A 16,896-nucleotide genomic window follows, 5' to 3' on the forward strand; every position below is an offset into this window, starting at 1 on the left:
CGAATGGTATGCGGGCTTCCTGGAGATGGCCGACGAGAAAAACTGGCCGCGTTTCCGCAAAGAGGTCGAGGACACCGGCAAGGTGATTCCGATGATGTGCTGTTCGCCCGATTTCACGCATCCCGAAACGGCGTTTCGCGAAAAGGAGATCGCCAAGCAGAAGCGCTGGATCGACATGACGCACACGCTCGGCGGCAGCTACTGCCGTGTGCTCAGCGGGCAGCGTCGGCCTGAGTTGACGCTGGATGAAGGTGTGAAACTCGCTGCGGACTCGATTTATGCCTGCCTGCCGTATGCGCAGGAGCGCGGCATCACGCTGATCATCGAGAACCACTACAAGGACGACTTCTGGGACTATCCCGAGTTCGCACAGAAGATGGATGTTTTCTGCAAGCTCGTCGATGCCGTGAATCACCCGAACTTCGGCGTGAACTACGACCCCTCGAACACCTACCTCGCCGGTGAAGACCCCATCGAGTTGCTGAAGCGCGTCTCGCATCGCGTCGTCACCATGCACGCCAGCGACCGCTATCTCGCCGAGGGCACTATTGAAGACCTCCGCAAAGAAGAAGGCGGCGCTCAAGGCTACGCCAAGCGCCTCCGCCACGGCGAAATCGGCAAAGGCCTCAATGATTACGACGCCATCTTCTCCGAGCTGAAGAGCAAAGGCTTCAACGGATGGATCAGCATCGAAGACGGCGTCGATGGCATGGAGCAGCTCGCGCGCAGCGTCGAGTTCTTGAAAAAGAAGATCGCGCAGCACTGGCCGCATTAGCCATCACAACCCATGTGTATTACGGCGCGATCAGCGTGTGGCCGGGCATCACGGTGAAGGCCGTGGCTTACAAGAGCGGCATGGAAGACAGTGCGGTGGTGCTGTAACTTCGAGCACCGCTCGAAGCTACTCTTTGCCCTGCGTCAGCCACGCGAGGTTATCAAGCCGCTCAGGCGGCTTGGGGTGACTGCCATGATGGCAGGCAGTAGAATGGAGGCGGCAGAATTGGGATTCATCCAAACATTCACCTCGCAGACATCACCACGCGCTGTGATCGAGGACGAGTTCGAGTAGGAGGACGAGGACGAGATGCAGAAGCTTCGCGCCACACTCCACACGCCGTTTCGAGGACGAAACCAACCGAGAACACCAACTCAGCCCGACGAATCGTCGGCTTTGAAAAGGCGACGACTCCTCGCCACTCCAGCTCACGCCAGTAGCTCGCTGATCACGCGGCCGCCGAGGTCAGTGAGGCGATAGTCGCGGCCACTGTGGCGGTAGGTGAGCTGCTCGTGATCGAGGCCGAGCAGGTGCAGGATGGTGGCGTGCAGGTCGTTGACGTGGACTTTGTTTTCGACGGCTTTGTAACCAAATTCGTCGGTGCTGCCGTGGTGGTAGCCACCCTTCACGCCGCCGCCGGCCATCCAGAGGGTGAAGCCGTTGGGGTTATGATCGCGTCCGACAGTGCCCTGCGAGTCGGAGGTGCGGCCAAACTCGCCACCCCAGATGACGAGGGTGTCTTCCAGCAGTCCGCGTGCGCTGAGATCCTTTAGCAGCGCGGCGGCGGGCTGGTCGGTGGCGGCGGCGCAACTGCGATGATTGGTCTCGATGTTGTTGTGGCCATCCCAGGGCACGTCGTTGACCGCACCGTCGCCTGAGGAGTTCTTGCCGGCGAAGATTTGTACGAAGCGCACGCCGCGCTCGACCAGGCGGCGCGCGGTGAGGCACTGGCGGCCAAAGACCTGGCAATGCGCTTTATCGAGGCCGTAGAGCTGCTTGGTGGCCTCGCTTTCCTGATTGATGTCGAGCGCCTCGGGGGCGGACATTTGCATGCGGTAGGCGAGCTCGAAGGAGTTGATGCGCGCGGTGAGGTCGGCCTGCGTGGGGCGCTTGATGGCGTGCTGCTGGTTCAAATCGCGTAGCAGATCCAGTGAGGCGCGCTGCTGCGAGTCGCTTTGGCTGGGCTGGCGCGTGAGGTTGTCGATGGCACCGTTGCGGCGGGCATCGAGCGTGAGCGCCTGGAAGGTTTTGGGCAGGAAGCCGGCGGACCAGATTTGATCGTCACCGCGAGGCCGCGTTTCGTGCATCACGACGAATGATGGCAGGTTTTGATTCTCGGTGCCGAGGCCGTAAGTGGCCCAGGCTCCGGCACTTGGCCTGCCGGGCAGGTTGACGCCGCACATGAGTTCCATGGCGGCCGGGGCGTGATTGTTGGCCTTCAAATACATGCTGTGGATGAAGGCGATCTCGTCCACGTGCTGCGAGAGATGCGGGAAGATGTCCGACACCCAGGAGCCGGATTTGCCATGCTGCTTCCAGCCAAAGGGCGAGGCCAGACATTTGCCGCTGGTGGTGAAAAAGCCGGTCTTGGGATCGCTGCCGGGCAGGGTCTGGCCGCCGCGCTTTTGCAGCTCGGGTTTGTAGTCCCAAGTATCGACTTGCGAGGGTGCGCCGGTCATGAACAACCAGATGACGGACTTCGCGCGCGGAGCGAACAACGGCGGGCGCAGCGCGAGTGGATCGGCGGCTTTGGCCTGTTGCTCATGGAGCATGGAGGCGAAGGCTAATGAGCCAAAGCCGAGGCCGGTGCGTTGCAGGAACTGACGGCGGCTGGGCAGGACGAGATCGCTGCTGGGGTGGTTGAACATGGCGATGGGATTCAGTCGATGTAAATAAACTCGTTGAGGCAAAGCAGCGCCAAACAGAACTCCCGCATGGCCTGGGCGGCGGAGTCGGGTTTGTTGCCGAGGAGTTGGGTTTGCTGGTCGATGAAGGCTTTCATGCGCAACGTTTCAGCCGGCGTGGGCAGCCGGCACAAGGCGAGTTCGTAGGCCTTGCTGATGGCGAGATCGACGCTGGCCGGGGCGGTGGCTTGGATGCGCTGTTGCAGGCGTCCGGCGAGTTCGCGCACAAAGGTAGAGTTCATGCTGGCGAGTGCTTGGGTGGGCACGGTGGTGCCGCTGCGGTCGCCGATGCTGAGCGTGGGCTCGGGGGCATCGAACATGGTCATGAAGGGGATCAGCTCGCTGCGCTTCACGCGCAGATACACGCTGCGGCGGCGGCTTTCGTGACTGGCCTCGGAGGGGCCGTAGAGTTTCTCGTCGAGCTTGCCGCCGACTTGCAGCAGCTCATCGCGGATGGCTTCTGCTTCAAGCCGACGCGCGGGACGCTGGGACCAGAGATTGTTGTCGGGATCGCGCTGGACGTTGCTGGCGTTGACATCGCCGGACTGCATGTAAACGGCGCTGAGCATGATGAGGCGCTGGATGGGCTTGAGGTGCCAGCCGTTGCGGATGAGTTCGGCGGCGAGATAGTCGAGCAGCTCGGGATGCGTGGGCTTCATGCCTTGCGTGCCGAAGTCATTGGTGGTCGGCACGATGCCGCGACCGAAGTGCTGACGCCAGAGGCGGTTGACGATGACGCGCGCGAGCAGCGTGCCGCCGCCGTCATGTGGATCGGTCATCCAGTTGGCCAAGGCGATACGCGGATGCGCCTCGGGTTTCTTGGCCACGGGATCAGCGCGCCACTTCATTTGCGCAGGCGCGCTCACCTCGCCGCTACGCATGAGCACCTGGATGAAATTGGGGCTGGCCTTGCCTTCCTTGCGATCGACTTCACCACGCCGCAGGTGATACACGTCCTGCCCGCCGTCTTTGGTCGAATAAACTTCGGTCAAACTCGGCTCGATGCGCTTGCGCTCGTGCAGGGCGAGCGCATCGACGACTTGCTTCGCGCGTGGGTCGAAGCGGCCGAACCAAGGGAGCAGCAATGAGCGCGTGGTGTCAGTGAGCGGCGTTTCATGGCCGGCGCTGAGGGTTTGAATTTCGCGCAGGTGTTGCATGTCCTGCTGGTCGTCGAGCTTCGCTTCCTGGACCGAGTTGCTAAAGGCGAGACTCATTTTACCGAGGCCGAAGAAGCCGCTGAAGCGCAGTTGGAACTCAAACTCGGTGCCACCCTCGAAGCCTGCGACTGCGCCCTCGATGGCGAACATCGCGGCGTGATCCCTGCCCATCTGCGGGGCGATGGCCCAGCCGGAGCTGGGGTTGTTATCCACCACCGAGGCGAGCGGGTAGCCCTTCTGCTCAAAGCTGACCTGCACTGGCTTCAACTTGAGCGTGATGGGCTTGGTCTTGTTGTTCGCGTCGAGTGGGCGGGCGATGATCTTCAAATCACCGAGCACGAAGTTGCCGTTTTCTGACAAACCGGGGCCTTTGGCCGGTGATTTGGCATCACTCAAGGCAGCGAGGCGGAAGGCGCGCACCCCTTTCTGGAAGGTGATGGTTTTGACGGTGTAGAGGTCGTCTTTGACCTTGTTGCTGTGGTAGAGCACATGGCCGTCGGTGTCAGCATCGAGCACGGCGCTCTGCGCGGAGACCTTGCGGGCGTCAAAAGTTTGCCAGGTCGTGTTAGAGGAGAGTTTTGGCAAATCACGCTGCTGCCAGGTCGTGAAGCGCTGGGTAAACTCAGCGCTCTCAAACTGCTTCAACGCGGCACGCAGCGGCGCGGCGGCTTGCTCATGCTGGGCTTGTTTGCGTTGCGTTTCGGCACGCGCGAGATCCAGCTTCACCGAAGCATGCGTGGTGGTCGCCAGTGCGGCGGCGATGCCGTAGTAGTCGCGCTGCGGCAGCGGATCGAGCTTATGATCGTGGCAGCGCACACAGGACATGGTGAGGCCGAGCAAGCCACTGCCGATAGTGGAGACCATGTCATCGAGTTGGTCATAGCGGATCTTCTCGACGGTCTTGACCGTGATTTGACCAGGGTAAGGCCCGGCGACGAGGAAGCCGGCGGCAGCGGCCCCTTCATAAGAGTCAGGCGTGAGCTTGTCACCCGCGAGCTGCATGCGCACGAAGGCGTCATAGGGCATGTCGTTGTTGATCGCCTTGATGACCCAGTCGCGGTAGTGAAACGCACCGGGGCGGAAGCCATCGAACTCATAGCCACCGCTCTCGGCGAAGCGCACCACATCCAGCCAGTGCCGCCCCCAGCGCTCGCCGTAGCGCTGACTGTCGAGCAGGCGATCAATGAGCCGCGCATAGGCTTGCGGGCTGTGGTCGTTCAAAAAAGCGGCGCGCTCCTCCGGCGTGGGCGCCAGCCCGGTGAGATCAAAGCAAGCACGGCGCAGGAGCTTCTCCTGGCTCGCTAGGTGATTGGCGGCAAGCCCCGCCGCCTCCTGTTTCGCGAGGATGAAGGCATCCACCGGCGTCCTCAGCCATGCCGTGTTTTTAACGCCAGGCACCGGCGGCTGCAGCATCGGCTTGAATGCCCACCACTGCTTGCCCTGGGCCACATCAATGACGCGCTTGAGCTTCGTCAGCGGGGCGGTGGCGATGCGCGGATCAGCAGCACCCAGCGCAATCCATTGCGCAAAGTCGGCGATGACGCTGGCCTCCAGCTTGCCCTTCGGTGGCATCTCGGCGTCTTTGATCTCATGCCTGAGCACCTTCATCAAGACGCTGTCCTGCGGCTTGCCAACGACGATGGCAGGCCCGGACTCGCCCCCGCTGAGGAGGCCCTCACGACTGTCCACGAACAATTCCGCCTTGAGCTTTCCCTGCGCCTGCGCCGCTGCCGAATGGCAGCTGTAGCACTTCTCCGCGAGCACTGGCCGCACCTTGTTTTCAAAAAAAGCGAGCGCCTCTGCCGCCGCTAAAGGCTCTGTCGCACGCGCCAGTGCGGCGGCGGCAAGACTGCTGAGGAGGACCAGGAAAAAAGCGTGCGTCATGAGATTCGGGCGGGGGAGGAGCCTCACACATCATGCGTCCTGGCTCCGTGAGCGATACGCCGCTGGCAGCGCAAGACTTCCAGTCATCAAGAATGAACCCAGCCGCAATCTGCCAGGGTTTACTGCCCAGTGATGGCGCGGCTGGCCTGCATTTCTCACACTCCCTGATGAAAGTGAAGCAGCGCGTCGGCTGCCTTACTTGTAGCTCGGTATTCTGATACCGAGTCGGTGCCGTCGCGGAATCGGGTGTCTGCCAGGCTCTACATTTAAGGCGCGGCGCTCACTTCGGCAGATGCTTCTCGATGAAGTCGATCATCTGGTCGGTGGTGGCGGGTTTGGCGAGGAAGGGGAAGCCGCTGATGATGCCGCCATGGGCGTGCAGCTCGGCCTCACGCACGGTGGCGGTGTGGAAGACGACGGCGATGTGCTTGAGCCGCGCATCATTTTTCAGGCGGTAGATGATGTCGGCACCGTCCAGATCGGGCATCATGACATCGAGCACGACGAGGTCGGGAACGAAATCCATGATCGTTTCGAGCGCCTTGAGGGAATCGTTTTGCTCACGGACCTCGTAGCGGCCGGAATCCTCGAGATTCATGGCCATGAGGCTGGTGATGAAGGGCTCGTCATCGATCAGCAGGATTTTTTTCTTCGCGGAATCGGGAGAGTCGCTCATGCAAGTGGTTGTGAATCAAGGTTGGAAGGTCCGGCGGCAGATTTCAAGGTCAGGACGGCCTGAACGCCACCTTCAGGCCGGTTGCTTATCTCCAGTCGTCCATGGTGCAAATCAACGACCTTTTTGGCGACGGTGAGGCCGAGCCCCGCGCCTTTGCCGGCGGTCTTGGTGGTGTAAAACGCCTCGAAGATGAGGGGCATCTGGCTTTTGTGGATGCCGTGACCGGTGTCGGCGATCTCGATGACGACCGCATGGTCGCCGGCACGAAACCAGGACTGGCGCTGCCAGCCTTCACGCTCGCTGCTGGTGAAGACTTTGGCGGAGGTGGTGATCGTGAGCGTGCCACCGCCGGGCTGCATGGCGTCGAGGGCGTTGGCACAGATGCCCGCCATGGCCTCGGTCATGTGCTTTTGATCGATCAGGATGGTGGACAGGTTCGACGCGAAATGTTTTTCCACCCGCACGCTGGCGTCCACGGTGAGGGAGTCGAGCGCTGCTTCGACGAGAGCATTGGCATCTGCGGCAACCATGCTGGTTTCAATCGGCGCGCAGGTCTGCAGCATGCTTTTCATCGCCTTGTCGATGCGCTCGGCCCCCTGGCGCAGGAAGGTGATGATTTTTTTGCGGAAGTCGTCCGTCATCGGCCGCGGACCGGCGAGCAAGTCGGTCGCCAGCACGATCTGGCTGAGCGGATTGCACACTTCATGCGCAATGCTGGAGGCAAATTGTGAGAGCGCCCCACCTTCTTCAAGCTGCTGCAGGGTGGATTGGGCCGGGGGAGGGCTGTCGGGTGGTGCGCTGTTCATGATGCGGGGCTATGACAAGAAGACGGGTTCACCCGTTGCATGATCCAAAAATCTTCTGGCCGTGGCGACGACGCCATCCAGCCGTGTGTTCGGACGGATGAAGCGGCGGCTCAGTACATAGGACTCGGTGATATGCGAACCGGCGGCGATGATGCATTCCTCGCCGATGACGGCATTGGGGCCGATGGTGGCACCGCTGATGGTGCAGCCGCTGCCGATCCAGCAGGGGGCGTTGAAGACGGTGTCCTTCGAGATGCTGCAATGATGACCGATGATGACACCGGGAGCGATCTGCGTCTCGATCTCGGGCAACTGCGTGCCGAACTTTTGCTGTTCGGCCAGCCATTTTTTAACCATGGCAAACCAAGTCTTGGTGGTGGGCTGATCGGGCAGCAGGGAGACGATGGTGCTGCCGCGTTGAAGCTGGATGGTGCCATTGGCATCGACATAGGTGCAGAAGCCGGTGGCGGCATCGGGGACACCACTTTTGACATCGACACGTTTGCAAAGCGGGAAGGTGTCGCGGATGACGGCGGCCAGTGCTTCATCGTCTTTCTCCAGCCAGAGGGTCATGGTGGCGTTGCTGCGGAAGAGATGGTCCATCCAGTGCTCAATGACACGGCGCTGGCCGATTTCCCAGAGCAGGAAGGGTTCGTCGTTGAGCGTCTGGCGTGGCTGGTCGTGAAGTATGGCGTCGCAGTTCATCGTGGGAAAAGAGGTTCAGTTGCCGCCGCGATTCTTGAGCGCGATTGGCACGGTCATGAGCAGGATTTTCAGATCGAGCCACAAACTCTGCTTGGCGGCATATTTTAAGTCGAGGCCGATGGCTTCATCGTGCGTGATGCTGTTGCGGTTGCTGATCTGCCACAGGCCGGTGAGGCCGGGCTTGATCTTGTGACGCAGCAAATCGCGCGGGGTGAACTCCGCCACCTCCCACATGGCGAACGGGCGCGGGCCGACGAGGCTCATGTCGCCGGAGACGATGTGGAAGAGCTGCGGCAGCTCATCGACGGAGAATTTGCGCATGAATTTGCCGCAGGGCAGGATGCGCGGGTCGTTGGGGTATTTTTCCGCGCTGGAGAACTTCAGCAGGGCATGCCGCAGCTTCATGACGGACTCGTGCTCGGGATCGACGAAGTGCTGCGCGGTCTGGCTGATCTTGTGCTCCTGGATTTTCTTTTCGATGGCCTCCGCATCGCGGCGCATGGTGCGGAATTTCATCATGGGGAAGAGGCGGCTGAACTTGCCGACGCGTTTGCCGGCGAAGGTGACGGGTTTGCCATCCACGATGATGATCATGAGCGCGGCGGTGATGAGCAGCGGGGAGAGCAGCAGCACCATGGTGAGGCCGACGGCGAGATCGAGACCGCGCTTGGCACCTTTGCGCAGGCCGTGACGCAGATGATGTCTGGCAAGCAGGGCGTAGGCGGCGAGATGCTGCCACAGGCTGGTTTGGGTGGTCTGGCTCATGGTGTCGTGGTTGGAAGGATGATGGTCAGGAAGCAGCGGGAGCTTTCGATTTGCGCAGCATTGGCAGCAACTGGCGCACGTCTTTGAGCGAGCGACGTGTGCCGGGAATCAGCAGGAGCACGAGCAAAAAGACGCTGCCGGTGATAGCGGTGGCGATGATGACGCCGAGCCATGGATTTGTGACGAGCGCGGCGTGCCGGAAACCGAACAGTGCCGCCAAGGCCAGCAGAGAGGCGAGAATGAATGGCAAGGCGATCCGATAAATCTCCAACGTGCGCACCGGGCCGGAGCGGCCCACATACCACAGCACAATCGGCGTGCGGATGAGCAGGCTGGAGATGGCGAAGCAGATGGCGACCATCTTGGTGCTGTACATGACCCCGATGACGATGGCGGCGATGAGGAAGATGCTGGAAACCAGCTCCGCGATGAACATCTCCTTCGTCCGGCCCTGCGAGATGAACAGATAACTGGTGGTGTAGCGCACCGGTTCGGCAAAGGCCATGATGCCCAGCCACATGAAAATGTCCGCCGCGGCGATCCATTGCCGGCCCAGCACGACTTCGATCACCCAGTCGGCGGCACCGACGGTCACGACGACGACCGGCAGCGTGAGCAGCAGCACCATCTGCAGCACCTTGCCATAGGCATCACGGTAACGCTGCACTTCGACCGTCATGCGGCTGAGTGCAGGGATCGTGACTTCGCCGATGGGCAGGTTGATCTGCGACAGCGGCATCACGAGGAGCTGATACGCACGCATGTAGTAGCCGAGGGACTGCGTGCCCCAGAAGCGACCGATGAGCACGTTGTCCACGTTTTGAATCCAGTAGCTTACCATGCGGAACGCCGCCAGCCAGCCACCGAGGCCGAGCATGTCGCGCACGCCGCACTCGCGATGCCAGCCGCCGGGCCGCCAGCCGCAGGCGATCCATGATGAGACCGTTGTCACAGTCATGAGCACCAACTGCAGCCACACCAACGCCCAATAGCCGTAACCGAGCCAGCCGGTGACCACCGCTGTCATGGTGCCGCAGCCGAGCGCGAGCAGATCGATCTTCATGATCGCACCAAAGTGCATCTGCCGCCGCAGTAGCGCCTGATGCTGCACCGAGAGGCCGGAGATGACAAAACCCGCCGCCAGCGTGCAGGTGACGATGAACAGCCGTGGCTCATGATAAAACGAAGTCACCAGCGGTGCTGCGGCCAGCGTTAGCACCGCCAGCAGCAGACCGAAGCCGGCATTCACCCAGAACAGCGTGCTGACCTGCGCATGCGTGATTTCAGGACGCTGAATCGTCGCCGCAGAAAGGCCGAGGTCTTTGAAGATGGTCAAAAAACCCACCAGACTCGTGACCATGCCGACGAGGCCGAAGTCATCCGGCGAGAGCAGCCGGGCGAGCACGGCCATGTTGATGATCTGGAACCCAAACTTGCCTACTTGGGCCAGCATCGTGATCACTCCACCACGCATGGCACGTCCGCCGAGATCCTGCTGCAAGTGCTCCGTGCGCAGAAAGCGCTCGGGGCCGTGGTCGGGTGATGCGATGCTCATGCGTGGTGTGGTGGATCAAAAATAGCGCGTGAGTTGCACGCCGACCTGCGTGCGCATGACGTCCGCATTCGGAATGTCGTTGCGGAGGCGTTCGTGCCACTGGAGGAACAGCTCGATGTTGGTGCGGTTGTGGAGCTTGTCATTGTCGTCCCGATAACCGAGGACAATGCGCACCGTCGGCTCCCAGTCACGTCGGCCGCTGTCGTACTGCCGCCGGGTGACGGTGGTTTCCATCGTGGTGTAATAATGCACGCCAAAATCATGCGTGAGGTCGGACCCGAAGCGCACCGCGCGGAACAGCGATCCCTGCGCAATCACGGAAGGCTCGTTATGCACCCGCAGCCGCAGATTGATGCGCGTTTTCTCCGTAGCCTGCCAGTTGAGGGCGGAATTGGTCACAAAGCTCGTCATCAGGCCGCGCGGCACCACCTGGGTGAACTCGCGCCATTCCATGCCGATGTACGTGGTCAGCCCCAGTTTGGCCGTGGGCTTCCAATCGACGGAAATCAGCGCCTGCTGATACCGCTGCGATCCGAGCGCCCGTTGCTCAGACATGATGTGGCCGACCTCGGCGTTGATGCCGACTTTGGTTTTCGGTGAAATCTCACGCACCAGCCCCGCCTCGCCGATCCACGTTTCGCGGCCTGACGTGCCCCGGGTCAGGGAAATGCTGCGGCGGCTGGCCTTGCCACGCAACGTGGTGAGCGGCGTGATGCGGTACTCCGTCAGCGCGGAGGCGTCCAGCAGCGTGTAGTTCTCCTCCGGCGAGGTGTTTTCCGACGATGCAAGGAGGCGCTCGTCATAATCCACGCGCAGCACGGAGCGGGACACCTCGTTCACCCGGCCGATTTCGCCGAGAAAATGCTGTGCGTAGTCGTCGATGTCCTCACTGAGATGGTAGAAGAACGTCGGCACATAAAGCAGGCTGGCGTAATACTCCGACTGCCTGGATCCCGCTCCACTGATCCCGCCCTGCGGGTCGCCGAGATCAAGTTTGATGATCGGGGAGAGTTCGAACATGGCCTGGCCCGTCGTGCGGCCAGGGGTCTGAAAGTACAGGTTGTCGGTGTAAAAGAACGTGGACTGCACCCCCAGCGCAAGTCGTGCGGTGACATCACCCGATGAAACCCAGGTGTAAGGCTGCATCCCGGCGGCGGACGCCACGGTCTGCCAGCGGCGCAGTTGCACGGTCGGGTCCACATCAGGATTCGCGGCACGACGCGAGGATGCGGAGCGCGTGACGGCCACGGCTGCTCCCTCACCATTCAGCGGCGGCAGCAGAAGCAACGGCTCCTGCTGAATTTGCCGCAATGCGTTGGGCAGCGGGGTGATGGCGTCGTCACTTTTCGGCGGCAGCATCGCCGGAATCGGCGGCAACACCGGCTTCTGCACGGGGGGCTCGACCGCGCCGACGCCTGTGCTGGTCAGCACAGAAACGGTCAGGCTGATTGTCAGCAGAAATGCAGCGCGGAATTCCACAAATCATTAAGTGTAGATCAGCGGAGACCGTCAAGACTTTTCACGATCCTTTATATTGACACTCTCAACTCAATCCAGTAACCACGAACCCATGAAGCTTTCGCTCACGTTCTGCCTGCCGGGTCTGGCACTCTGTTTGCTGCTCACTTCGTGTGCGACGAAATACGGTTCTGAGCTGCCGCCACCGCCACCACCGCCGCTTTCCGCCGCTCATTACAGCATCCAGCCGGGAGATCTGCTGACCATCACCTTTGCAGGCGAACCCGACCTTACCCAGCAGGTGCGTGTGGATTGGAATGGCATGATCAACGTGCCGACGCTGTCCTCCGAAGGCAATGCGGAGATCAAGGCGGCCGGATCGAGTCCCGCTACGCTCGCGGCGAAACTGAACTCGTATGCCGTGGAGAACCGCATTCTGGTCAAGGCTCGCGCCCAGGTGCAGGTGATCGAATACGTCAGCCTGGCGTATTCCATCCTCGGCCAGGTCACTCAGCCTGGTCGCTACAATTTTCCTCGCGGCGTGCAGCCACGCCTCACGCTTGAGGAGGCCGTTGCCCTTGCGGGTGGTTACACGCGTCTCGCACGGCAGTCACGCGTGCTGCTGAAACGTGGCAGCCAGGTCTATGCCGTCGATTTGAAACAACATGCCACGCTGCCAGGGCAGCCGCCGATCATCATCATTCCGGGCGATGTCATCACGGTGACGGAACGCACGTTTTAATTTCCGTCCACCACTCCATGAGCGCCGCCGAACCCAGAGCCACCTTTGTCAGTATCCTGGAGTCCGAACTGAAGCAGCAGCAGGTCGAGCCGGTCGTTCGCGAATACAAGGCTGGTGAGGTCATCTTCGAGGAAGGCGATCCCGGCGACGGCCTCTATGCCATCCTCGACGGCCTCGTTCGCATCTCTGCGTTCGTCAGCCAGTCGAACAAGCATGCGCTGCGTGAATTCGTGGCGGGTGATTTCTTTGGTGAAATGGCCATCATCAACAATGCGCCGCGTTCTGCCTCGGCGACAGCGCAGCAGGACTCGCGCCTGCTGTTTGTGTCGCGCGACCAGGTCACGCATCTGATGGAAGAGTCTCCCAAGCTTGTCTTCGCCTTGCTCCACGCCTTCAGCCATCGCATGCGCGAGACGAACAGCCATTTTGTGCAGGAAATGCTCGAAGCCGAGCGCCTTTCGCTCATGGGCCGCTTTGCACGTTCCATCGTGCATGATTTGAAAAACCCACTCAGCGTCATCGCTCTTGGCGCCGATGCTGCTGCCTCCGATCGCGCCAGTTCAGAGCTGCGTCAGAAGGCGAAAAAACGCATTCATCAGCAGGTGGAGCGGCTCACGCACATGCTCAACGAACTGCTGCGTGTCAGCGAAGGCTCCACCCAGCATGCGCTGGAGCCGACGAACTTCGCCGCTTACTTCGCCGAGGTGATTGATCAGACTCGCGACGAGTTGGAGAACAAAAAAGTCGTCGTCGAGGTGCAGACCGAGGTGCCTTCGGTGGTGATGCCGCTCAACATTCGTCGTCTCGACCACGTCTTCTTCAATCTCTTCAACAACGCCGCCGATTTCATGCCGGATGGCGGGCGCATCATGGTTCGCTTCGAGGAACGGCCGCGTGAGATCTATGCCGAGGTCGAGGACACCGGCCGCGGCTTCAAGCCCGGCATCGTTGACAAGCTGTTCACGCCTTTCTTCACCGACGGTAAGCCTACTGGCACTGGTCTCGGTCTTTCCATCTGCAAAAACATCGTCGAAGACCACGGCGGCCGCATCTGGCCGAAGGAAGTGGCCGGATGCGGCGGTGTGTTCTGCTTCACGCTGCCGTTGAAGGCGTGACGCGGCTTATTTGTTCAGTGCTAGGCGCAGCGTGCCATTGTGGATTTCCAGTGACTTGATGCCTGCGAGGAATTTTTGCAGCGCAGGATCGCTCTCCACATTTTCGGCCACCAGATCGACACCCTTGATGTCGCCGATCCAACTGTTCGGCAGCGAGATGCCGCCAAGGCTCAGATCGTCGAGCTTCAGCGACAGCTTGTGCTCCGGTGTCAAACTGGTGCCGAAGGTGAAGCGCAGGCGAATTTTCTGGTTCGGGAACACCGGAAAGTCTTCGGGAGCCGTGAAGATGACGGCGGCGGAGACAGTGCCTTCGCCAAACTTCACCTCCACGTTTTCGCCAAGCTGCTGCTGGGCCAAGTAGGCGTTCACCTCGCGTTCAGAGATAAGCAAGGTGCGGTTCACCTCGTCCGCAGGAATAGCGGCTGGATTGCCCAAGGTCTGTAGCTTGCTGTCGAACTCCGCCTTTTCGGCAGCGGTGAGACTCACGGGCGTGATCGGCGAAGGATAGAACGTGTGTTTGACCCAGAGACCGCCGGTGGCGGCGGCGATGCCCGCGCAGCCAAGAATGACGGCGAGGGTGATGAGAACGACTTTCTTCGTGGAACGCGCACGCGGTGCGGCGGGCGCAGCAGATTCAGTGATGGTTTGCATAATGGTGGGATGGGTTGGTTTCGCGGCAAGAGTATTCATTCACGGCGAAAAACGCCACCTACATGTTGCCCGGCTGTTTGTAAGCCATTGACTCCGCCCGCAGGTCTTGGGAACATAGTGATTAACCATGAAATTCATTCTCGCACTCGATCAGGGCACCACCAGTTCACGCGCCATTCTGTTCAACCACGACGGCGGCATCGTGGCGACGGCGCAGAAAGAGTTCCGGCAGATTTTCCCAAAGCCGGGCTGGGTGGAGCACGATGCGCAGGAAATCTGGGCCACGCAGGCTGGCGTGGCGGCGGAAGTGCTGCAAACCGCACGCGCCACAGCATCGGATGTGGCCGCCATCGGCATCACGAACCAGCGTGAGACGACCGTCGTGTGGGATCGCCAGACGGGAAAGCCGGTTTGCAACGCCATCGTCTGGCAGGACCGCCGCACAGCGTCTCTCTGCGACAAACTGCGTGCGCAGAAGCTCGACAAGCTCATCCAGCGCAAGACCGGCCTCGTGGTCGATGCCTACTTCTCCGCCACGAAGGTGCAGTGGATGCTGCAAAACGTGAAAGGCCTCAAAGCCCGCGCCGCAAAGGGCGAACTCGCCTTCGGCACCATCGACACCTGGCTGCTGTGGAATCTCACCGGCGGCAAGGTGCATGCCACCGATGTCAGCAACGCTTCGCGCACGATGCTCTACGACATCCGCAAAGGTGACTGGGACGACGAGTTGCTGAAGATCTTCGGCGTGCCGCGTTCCATGCTGCCGGAAGTGAAGGATTCGAGCGGCGTATTTGGCGAGACATCGCTGCTCGGTGGCAGTATTCCCGTCGCCGGCATCGCGGGAGATCAGCAAGCCGCGTTGTTCGGCCAAGTATGCACCAAACCCGGCATGGTGAAGAACACGTATGGCACCGGTTGCTTTATGCTGATGAACACCGGCACCAAACCCATCGCTTCCAAAAACAAACTACTCACTACCGTGGCTTGGCGCATCGACGGACGCACCGAGTATGCGCTGGAAGGCAGCGTGTTCATCGCCGGCGCGGCGATTCAATGGCTGCGCGATGGTTTGTGCATCATCAAGACCTCCGCCGATGTCGAATCGCTCGCCTCGAGCGTGCCGGACACGGGTGGCGTCTATCTTGTGCCTGCGTTCGCTGGTCTCGGTGCCCCGCATTGGGACGCGTATGCGCGTGGCACGCTCGTGGGCATGACACGCGGCACCACGGCGGCACACATCGCTCGTGCAGCGCTGGAAGGCATCGCTTTGCAGGTCATGGACATCTTGAAGGCCATGGAAGCTGATGCAGGCATCAAGCTGAAGGAACTCCGCGTCGATGGCGGCGCCTGCGTGAACAACCTGCTCATGCAGATGCAGTGCGATCTGCTCGGCGTGCCCGTGGTGCGACCCAAGGTGAATGAAACCACCGCGCTCGGTGCCGCCTGTCTTGCGGGACTTGCCGTCGGCTTTTGGAAGAACGTGGCCGACATCGCGAAGCACTGGCAGATGGATCGTAAGTTCAAACCATCCATGAAAGCCGCCGCTCGCGCCAAAATTACCCATGGCTGGAATCGTGCGCTCACCCGCGCCAAAGCGTGGGAGGAGAAATCCGCGTGAAGCACACTGCGTGGATCAATCCGCCCTGTCCGCTGCTGCCGGAGGAGAACCGCCATTACGATCACACGGATGTCGAGGCGCTGAATCACGAGCGTGGGCCGCTGTTCTATGAAACGGCGCTGCATTATGCGCAGAGCCTGTGGCGCGAAGGTTTTCCGGCCAAAAGCATTCTCCTGATCAACCGGGCTCTCTCGCTGCCGTTGAACGCTGACGAGCCGATCATCGCGAAATGGCCGCTGCCATATCAGGCGCTCCTGTGGATCTTGCAGAATCGTGTGGAAGGCCAGTTCATCGGCAATCCACGCCGCCACTGGCAGCATCTGGCCACACGCATGGTGGAACCGAACAAGGAACTGCGCACTTGGCGTGCCTGGGCCTGCTGGTATCTCGCGAAAACGATCCTGCCGGCGATGGAATTTCCCGCCGACGACAAGCAAATCCGCGAGGAACAGCTCGTGAAGCCCACGCGCGATCAGATCGCCACAAATCTTCAGCGTCTCTCACCGGCCAATGACCTCGAAGTCTGGCAGCAGACGTTGCAGACGATTCAAGCTGCCATCGAGCCGCTTGCCGCACGCATCCGCCGCATCGGTGCCGATGAACTGCCCATGGTGCAGCAGCTCGGGCACGCCATCTGGTTCGCGTATTACCCCGGCATCATCAGCGACGCGCAGATCCGCTACATGCTCTCCATCTGGTATCAGCCCGGCAACATGGCACACGAGATGCAGGCGCGGGATGTGTGGTATGCGCTCATCGAGGTCGAGGAGCGTGGCGCCGTCGGCTACATCTCGTTTGAAAAGCTCGCCATGGAGCCCGTGCTCTTCATCAACAAGCTCTACCTTCTGCCCCAGGTCCACGGCCACGGCCTCGGCGGCCTCACCCTGCGCTGGGCCGAGGACCGCGCCCGCGACCTGCGCTGCAAGATCGTGCGCCTGCGCGTGAACAAACGCAACGCCCCCGCCATCCGCGCCTACCTCCGCCACGGCTTCCACTTCACCGAAGACGTGTGCAGCGACATCGGCAGCGGCTTCGTCATGGATGATTATGTGATGGAGAAGGCGGTGACTGTGGTGCGCTGAACA

14 protein-coding genes are annotated in these 16,896 nt (G+C 61.1%); 5 read left to right on the forward strand and 9 right to left on the reverse strand.

All coding sequences use genetic code 11. The annotated features are described in order from the left end of the window. A partial coding sequence (locus tag ACKVY0_RS27380; protein ID WP_409218055.1) for a sugar phosphate isomerase/epimerase family protein occupies positions 1–775 on the forward strand: 775 nt, incomplete at its 5' end. A 428-nt stretch (positions 776–1,203) separates the two neighbouring features. Here ACKVY0_RS27380 and ACKVY0_RS27385 read toward each other — a convergent pair. The 8 genes from ACKVY0_RS27385 to ACKVY0_RS27420 all read right to left on the reverse strand — a co-directional run bounded on the left by ACKVY0_RS27385 (position 1,204) and on the right by ACKVY0_RS27420 (position 11,706). Next, positions 1,204–2,643: a DUF1501 domain-containing protein gene (locus ACKVY0_RS27385; protein ID WP_409218056.1), complete on the reverse strand. Its 1,440-nt coding sequence runs from the start codon at positions 2,641–2,643 to the stop codon at positions 1,204–1,206. An 11-nt stretch (positions 2,644–2,654) separates the two neighbouring features. Beyond that, entirely contained in the window at positions 2,655–5,720 is a 3,066-nt protein-coding gene (locus ACKVY0_RS27390; RefSeq protein ID WP_409218057.1) for a PSD1 and planctomycete cytochrome C domain-containing protein, read from the reverse strand. A 280-nt stretch (positions 5,721–6,000) separates the two neighbouring features. Further along, positions 6,001–6,396: a response regulator gene (locus ACKVY0_RS27395; RefSeq protein ID WP_409218058.1), complete on the reverse strand. Its 396-nt coding sequence runs from the start codon at positions 6,394–6,396 to the stop codon at positions 6,001–6,003. Beyond that, positions 6,393–7,202, reverse strand: a complete 810-nt coding sequence (locus tag ACKVY0_RS27400) for a sensor histidine kinase (RefSeq protein WP_409218059.1) — start codon at positions 7,200–7,202, stop codon at positions 6,393–6,395. Before ACKVY0_RS27400 ends, ACKVY0_RS27395 begins: the two co-directional genes overlap by 4 nt. A gap of 9 nt (positions 7,203–7,211) precedes the next feature. Beyond that, positions 7,212–7,907: a hypothetical protein gene (locus ACKVY0_RS27405; RefSeq protein ID WP_409218060.1), complete on the reverse strand. Its 696-nt coding sequence runs from the start codon at positions 7,905–7,907 to the stop codon at positions 7,212–7,214. Between the two features lie 15 nt (positions 7,908–7,922). Continuing rightward, positions 7,923–8,672: a sugar transferase gene (locus ACKVY0_RS27410; protein WP_409218061.1), complete on the reverse strand. Its 750-nt coding sequence runs from the start codon at positions 8,670–8,672 to the stop codon at positions 7,923–7,925. 25 nt (positions 8,673–8,697) lie between these two features. After that, complete coding sequence (locus ACKVY0_RS27415) at positions 8,698–10,227, reverse strand: lipopolysaccharide biosynthesis protein (protein WP_409218062.1); 1,530 nt, start codon at positions 10,225–10,227, stop codon at positions 8,698–8,700. A gap of 15 nt (positions 10,228–10,242) precedes the next feature. Continuing rightward, positions 10,243–11,706: an outer membrane beta-barrel protein gene (locus ACKVY0_RS27420; protein WP_409218063.1), complete on the reverse strand. Its 1,464-nt coding sequence runs from the start codon at positions 11,704–11,706 to the stop codon at positions 10,243–10,245. 91 nt (positions 11,707–11,797) lie between these two features. On the opposite strand from ACKVY0_RS27420, the gene ACKVY0_RS27425 reads away from it, so the two are divergent. Further along, complete coding sequence (locus ACKVY0_RS27425; RefSeq protein ID WP_409218064.1) at positions 11,798–12,427, forward strand: polysaccharide biosynthesis/export family protein; 630 nt, start codon at positions 11,798–11,800, stop codon at positions 12,425–12,427. 17 nt (positions 12,428–12,444) lie between these two features. Then, a complete protein-coding gene (locus ACKVY0_RS27430; RefSeq protein WP_409218065.1) occupies positions 12,445–13,542 on the forward strand; it encodes an ATP-binding protein in 1,098 nt (365 codons plus the stop codon). 6 nt (positions 13,543–13,548) lie between these two features. Here ACKVY0_RS27430 and ACKVY0_RS27435 read toward each other — a convergent pair whose 3' ends face one another. After that, positions 13,549–14,193, reverse strand: a complete 645-nt coding sequence (locus tag ACKVY0_RS27435) for a hypothetical protein (RefSeq protein WP_409218066.1) — start codon at positions 14,191–14,193, stop codon at positions 13,549–13,551. A gap of 127 nt (positions 14,194–14,320) precedes the next feature. Here ACKVY0_RS27435 and glpK point away from each other — a divergent pair, with 127 nt between their 5' ends. Together glpK and ACKVY0_RS27445 are read left to right on the forward strand one after the other, a co-directional pair. Beyond that, the gene (gene glpK, locus ACKVY0_RS27440; protein WP_409218067.1) at positions 14,321–15,811 is read left to right on the forward strand and encodes a glycerol kinase GlpK; all 1,491 of its coding nucleotides are present in this window, start codon (positions 14,321–14,323) and stop codon (positions 15,809–15,811) included. Beyond that, complete coding sequence (locus ACKVY0_RS27445) at positions 15,808–16,893, forward strand: GNAT family N-acetyltransferase (RefSeq protein ID WP_409218068.1); 1,086 nt, start codon at positions 15,808–15,810, stop codon at positions 16,891–16,893. The genes glpK and ACKVY0_RS27445 overlap by 4 nt, the downstream gene beginning before the upstream one ends. Positions 16,894–16,896 lie beyond the last annotated feature (3 nt).

It is taken from the genome of Prosthecobacter sp. (assembly GCF_046154365.1).
GTDB lineage: Bacteria > Verrucomicrobiota > Verrucomicrobiia > Verrucomicrobiales > Verrucomicrobiaceae > Prosthecobacter.

Bases quoted from the DNA above. Each gene is read 5' to 3' on its own strand.
- ACKVY0_RS27430 (WP_409218065.1), top strand. From the start codon at position 12,445: ATGAGCGCCGCCGAACCCAGAGCCACCTTTGTCAGTATCCTGGAGTCC.
- ACKVY0_RS27405 (WP_409218060.1), bottom strand. From the start codon at position 7,907: ATGAACTGCGACGCCATACTTCACGACCAGCCACGCCAGACGCTCAAC.
- ACKVY0_RS27410 (WP_409218061.1), bottom strand. From the start codon at position 8,672: ATGAGCCAGACCACCCAAACCAGCCTGTGGCAGCATCTCGCCGCCTAC.
- ACKVY0_RS27395 (WP_409218058.1), bottom strand. From the start codon at position 6,396: ATGAGCGACTCTCCCGATTCCGCGAAGAAAAAAATCCTGCTGATCGAT.
- ACKVY0_RS27385 (WP_409218056.1), bottom strand. From the start codon at position 2,643: ATGTTCAACCACCCCAGCAGCGATCTCGTCCTGCCCAGCCGCCGTCAG.
- glpK (WP_409218067.1), top strand. From the start codon at position 14,321: ATGAAATTCATTCTCGCACTCGATCAGGGCACCACCAGTTCACGCGCC.
- ACKVY0_RS27390 (WP_409218057.1), bottom strand. From the start codon at position 5,720: ATGACGCACGCTTTTTTCCTGGTCCTCCTCAGCAGTCTTGCCGCCGCC.
- ACKVY0_RS27415 (WP_409218062.1), bottom strand. From the start codon at position 10,227: ATGAGCATCGCATCACCCGACCACGGCCCCGAGCGCTTTCTGCGCACG.
- ACKVY0_RS27400 (WP_409218059.1), bottom strand. From the start codon at position 7,202: ATGAACAGCGCACCACCCGACAGCCCTCCCCCGGCCCAATCCACCCTG.
- ACKVY0_RS27425 (WP_409218064.1), top strand. From the start codon at position 11,798: ATGAAGCTTTCGCTCACGTTCTGCCTGCCGGGTCTGGCACTCTGTTTG.
- ACKVY0_RS27435 (WP_409218066.1), bottom strand. From the start codon at position 14,193: ATGCAAACCATCACTGAATCTGCTGCGCCCGCCGCACCGCGTGCGCGT.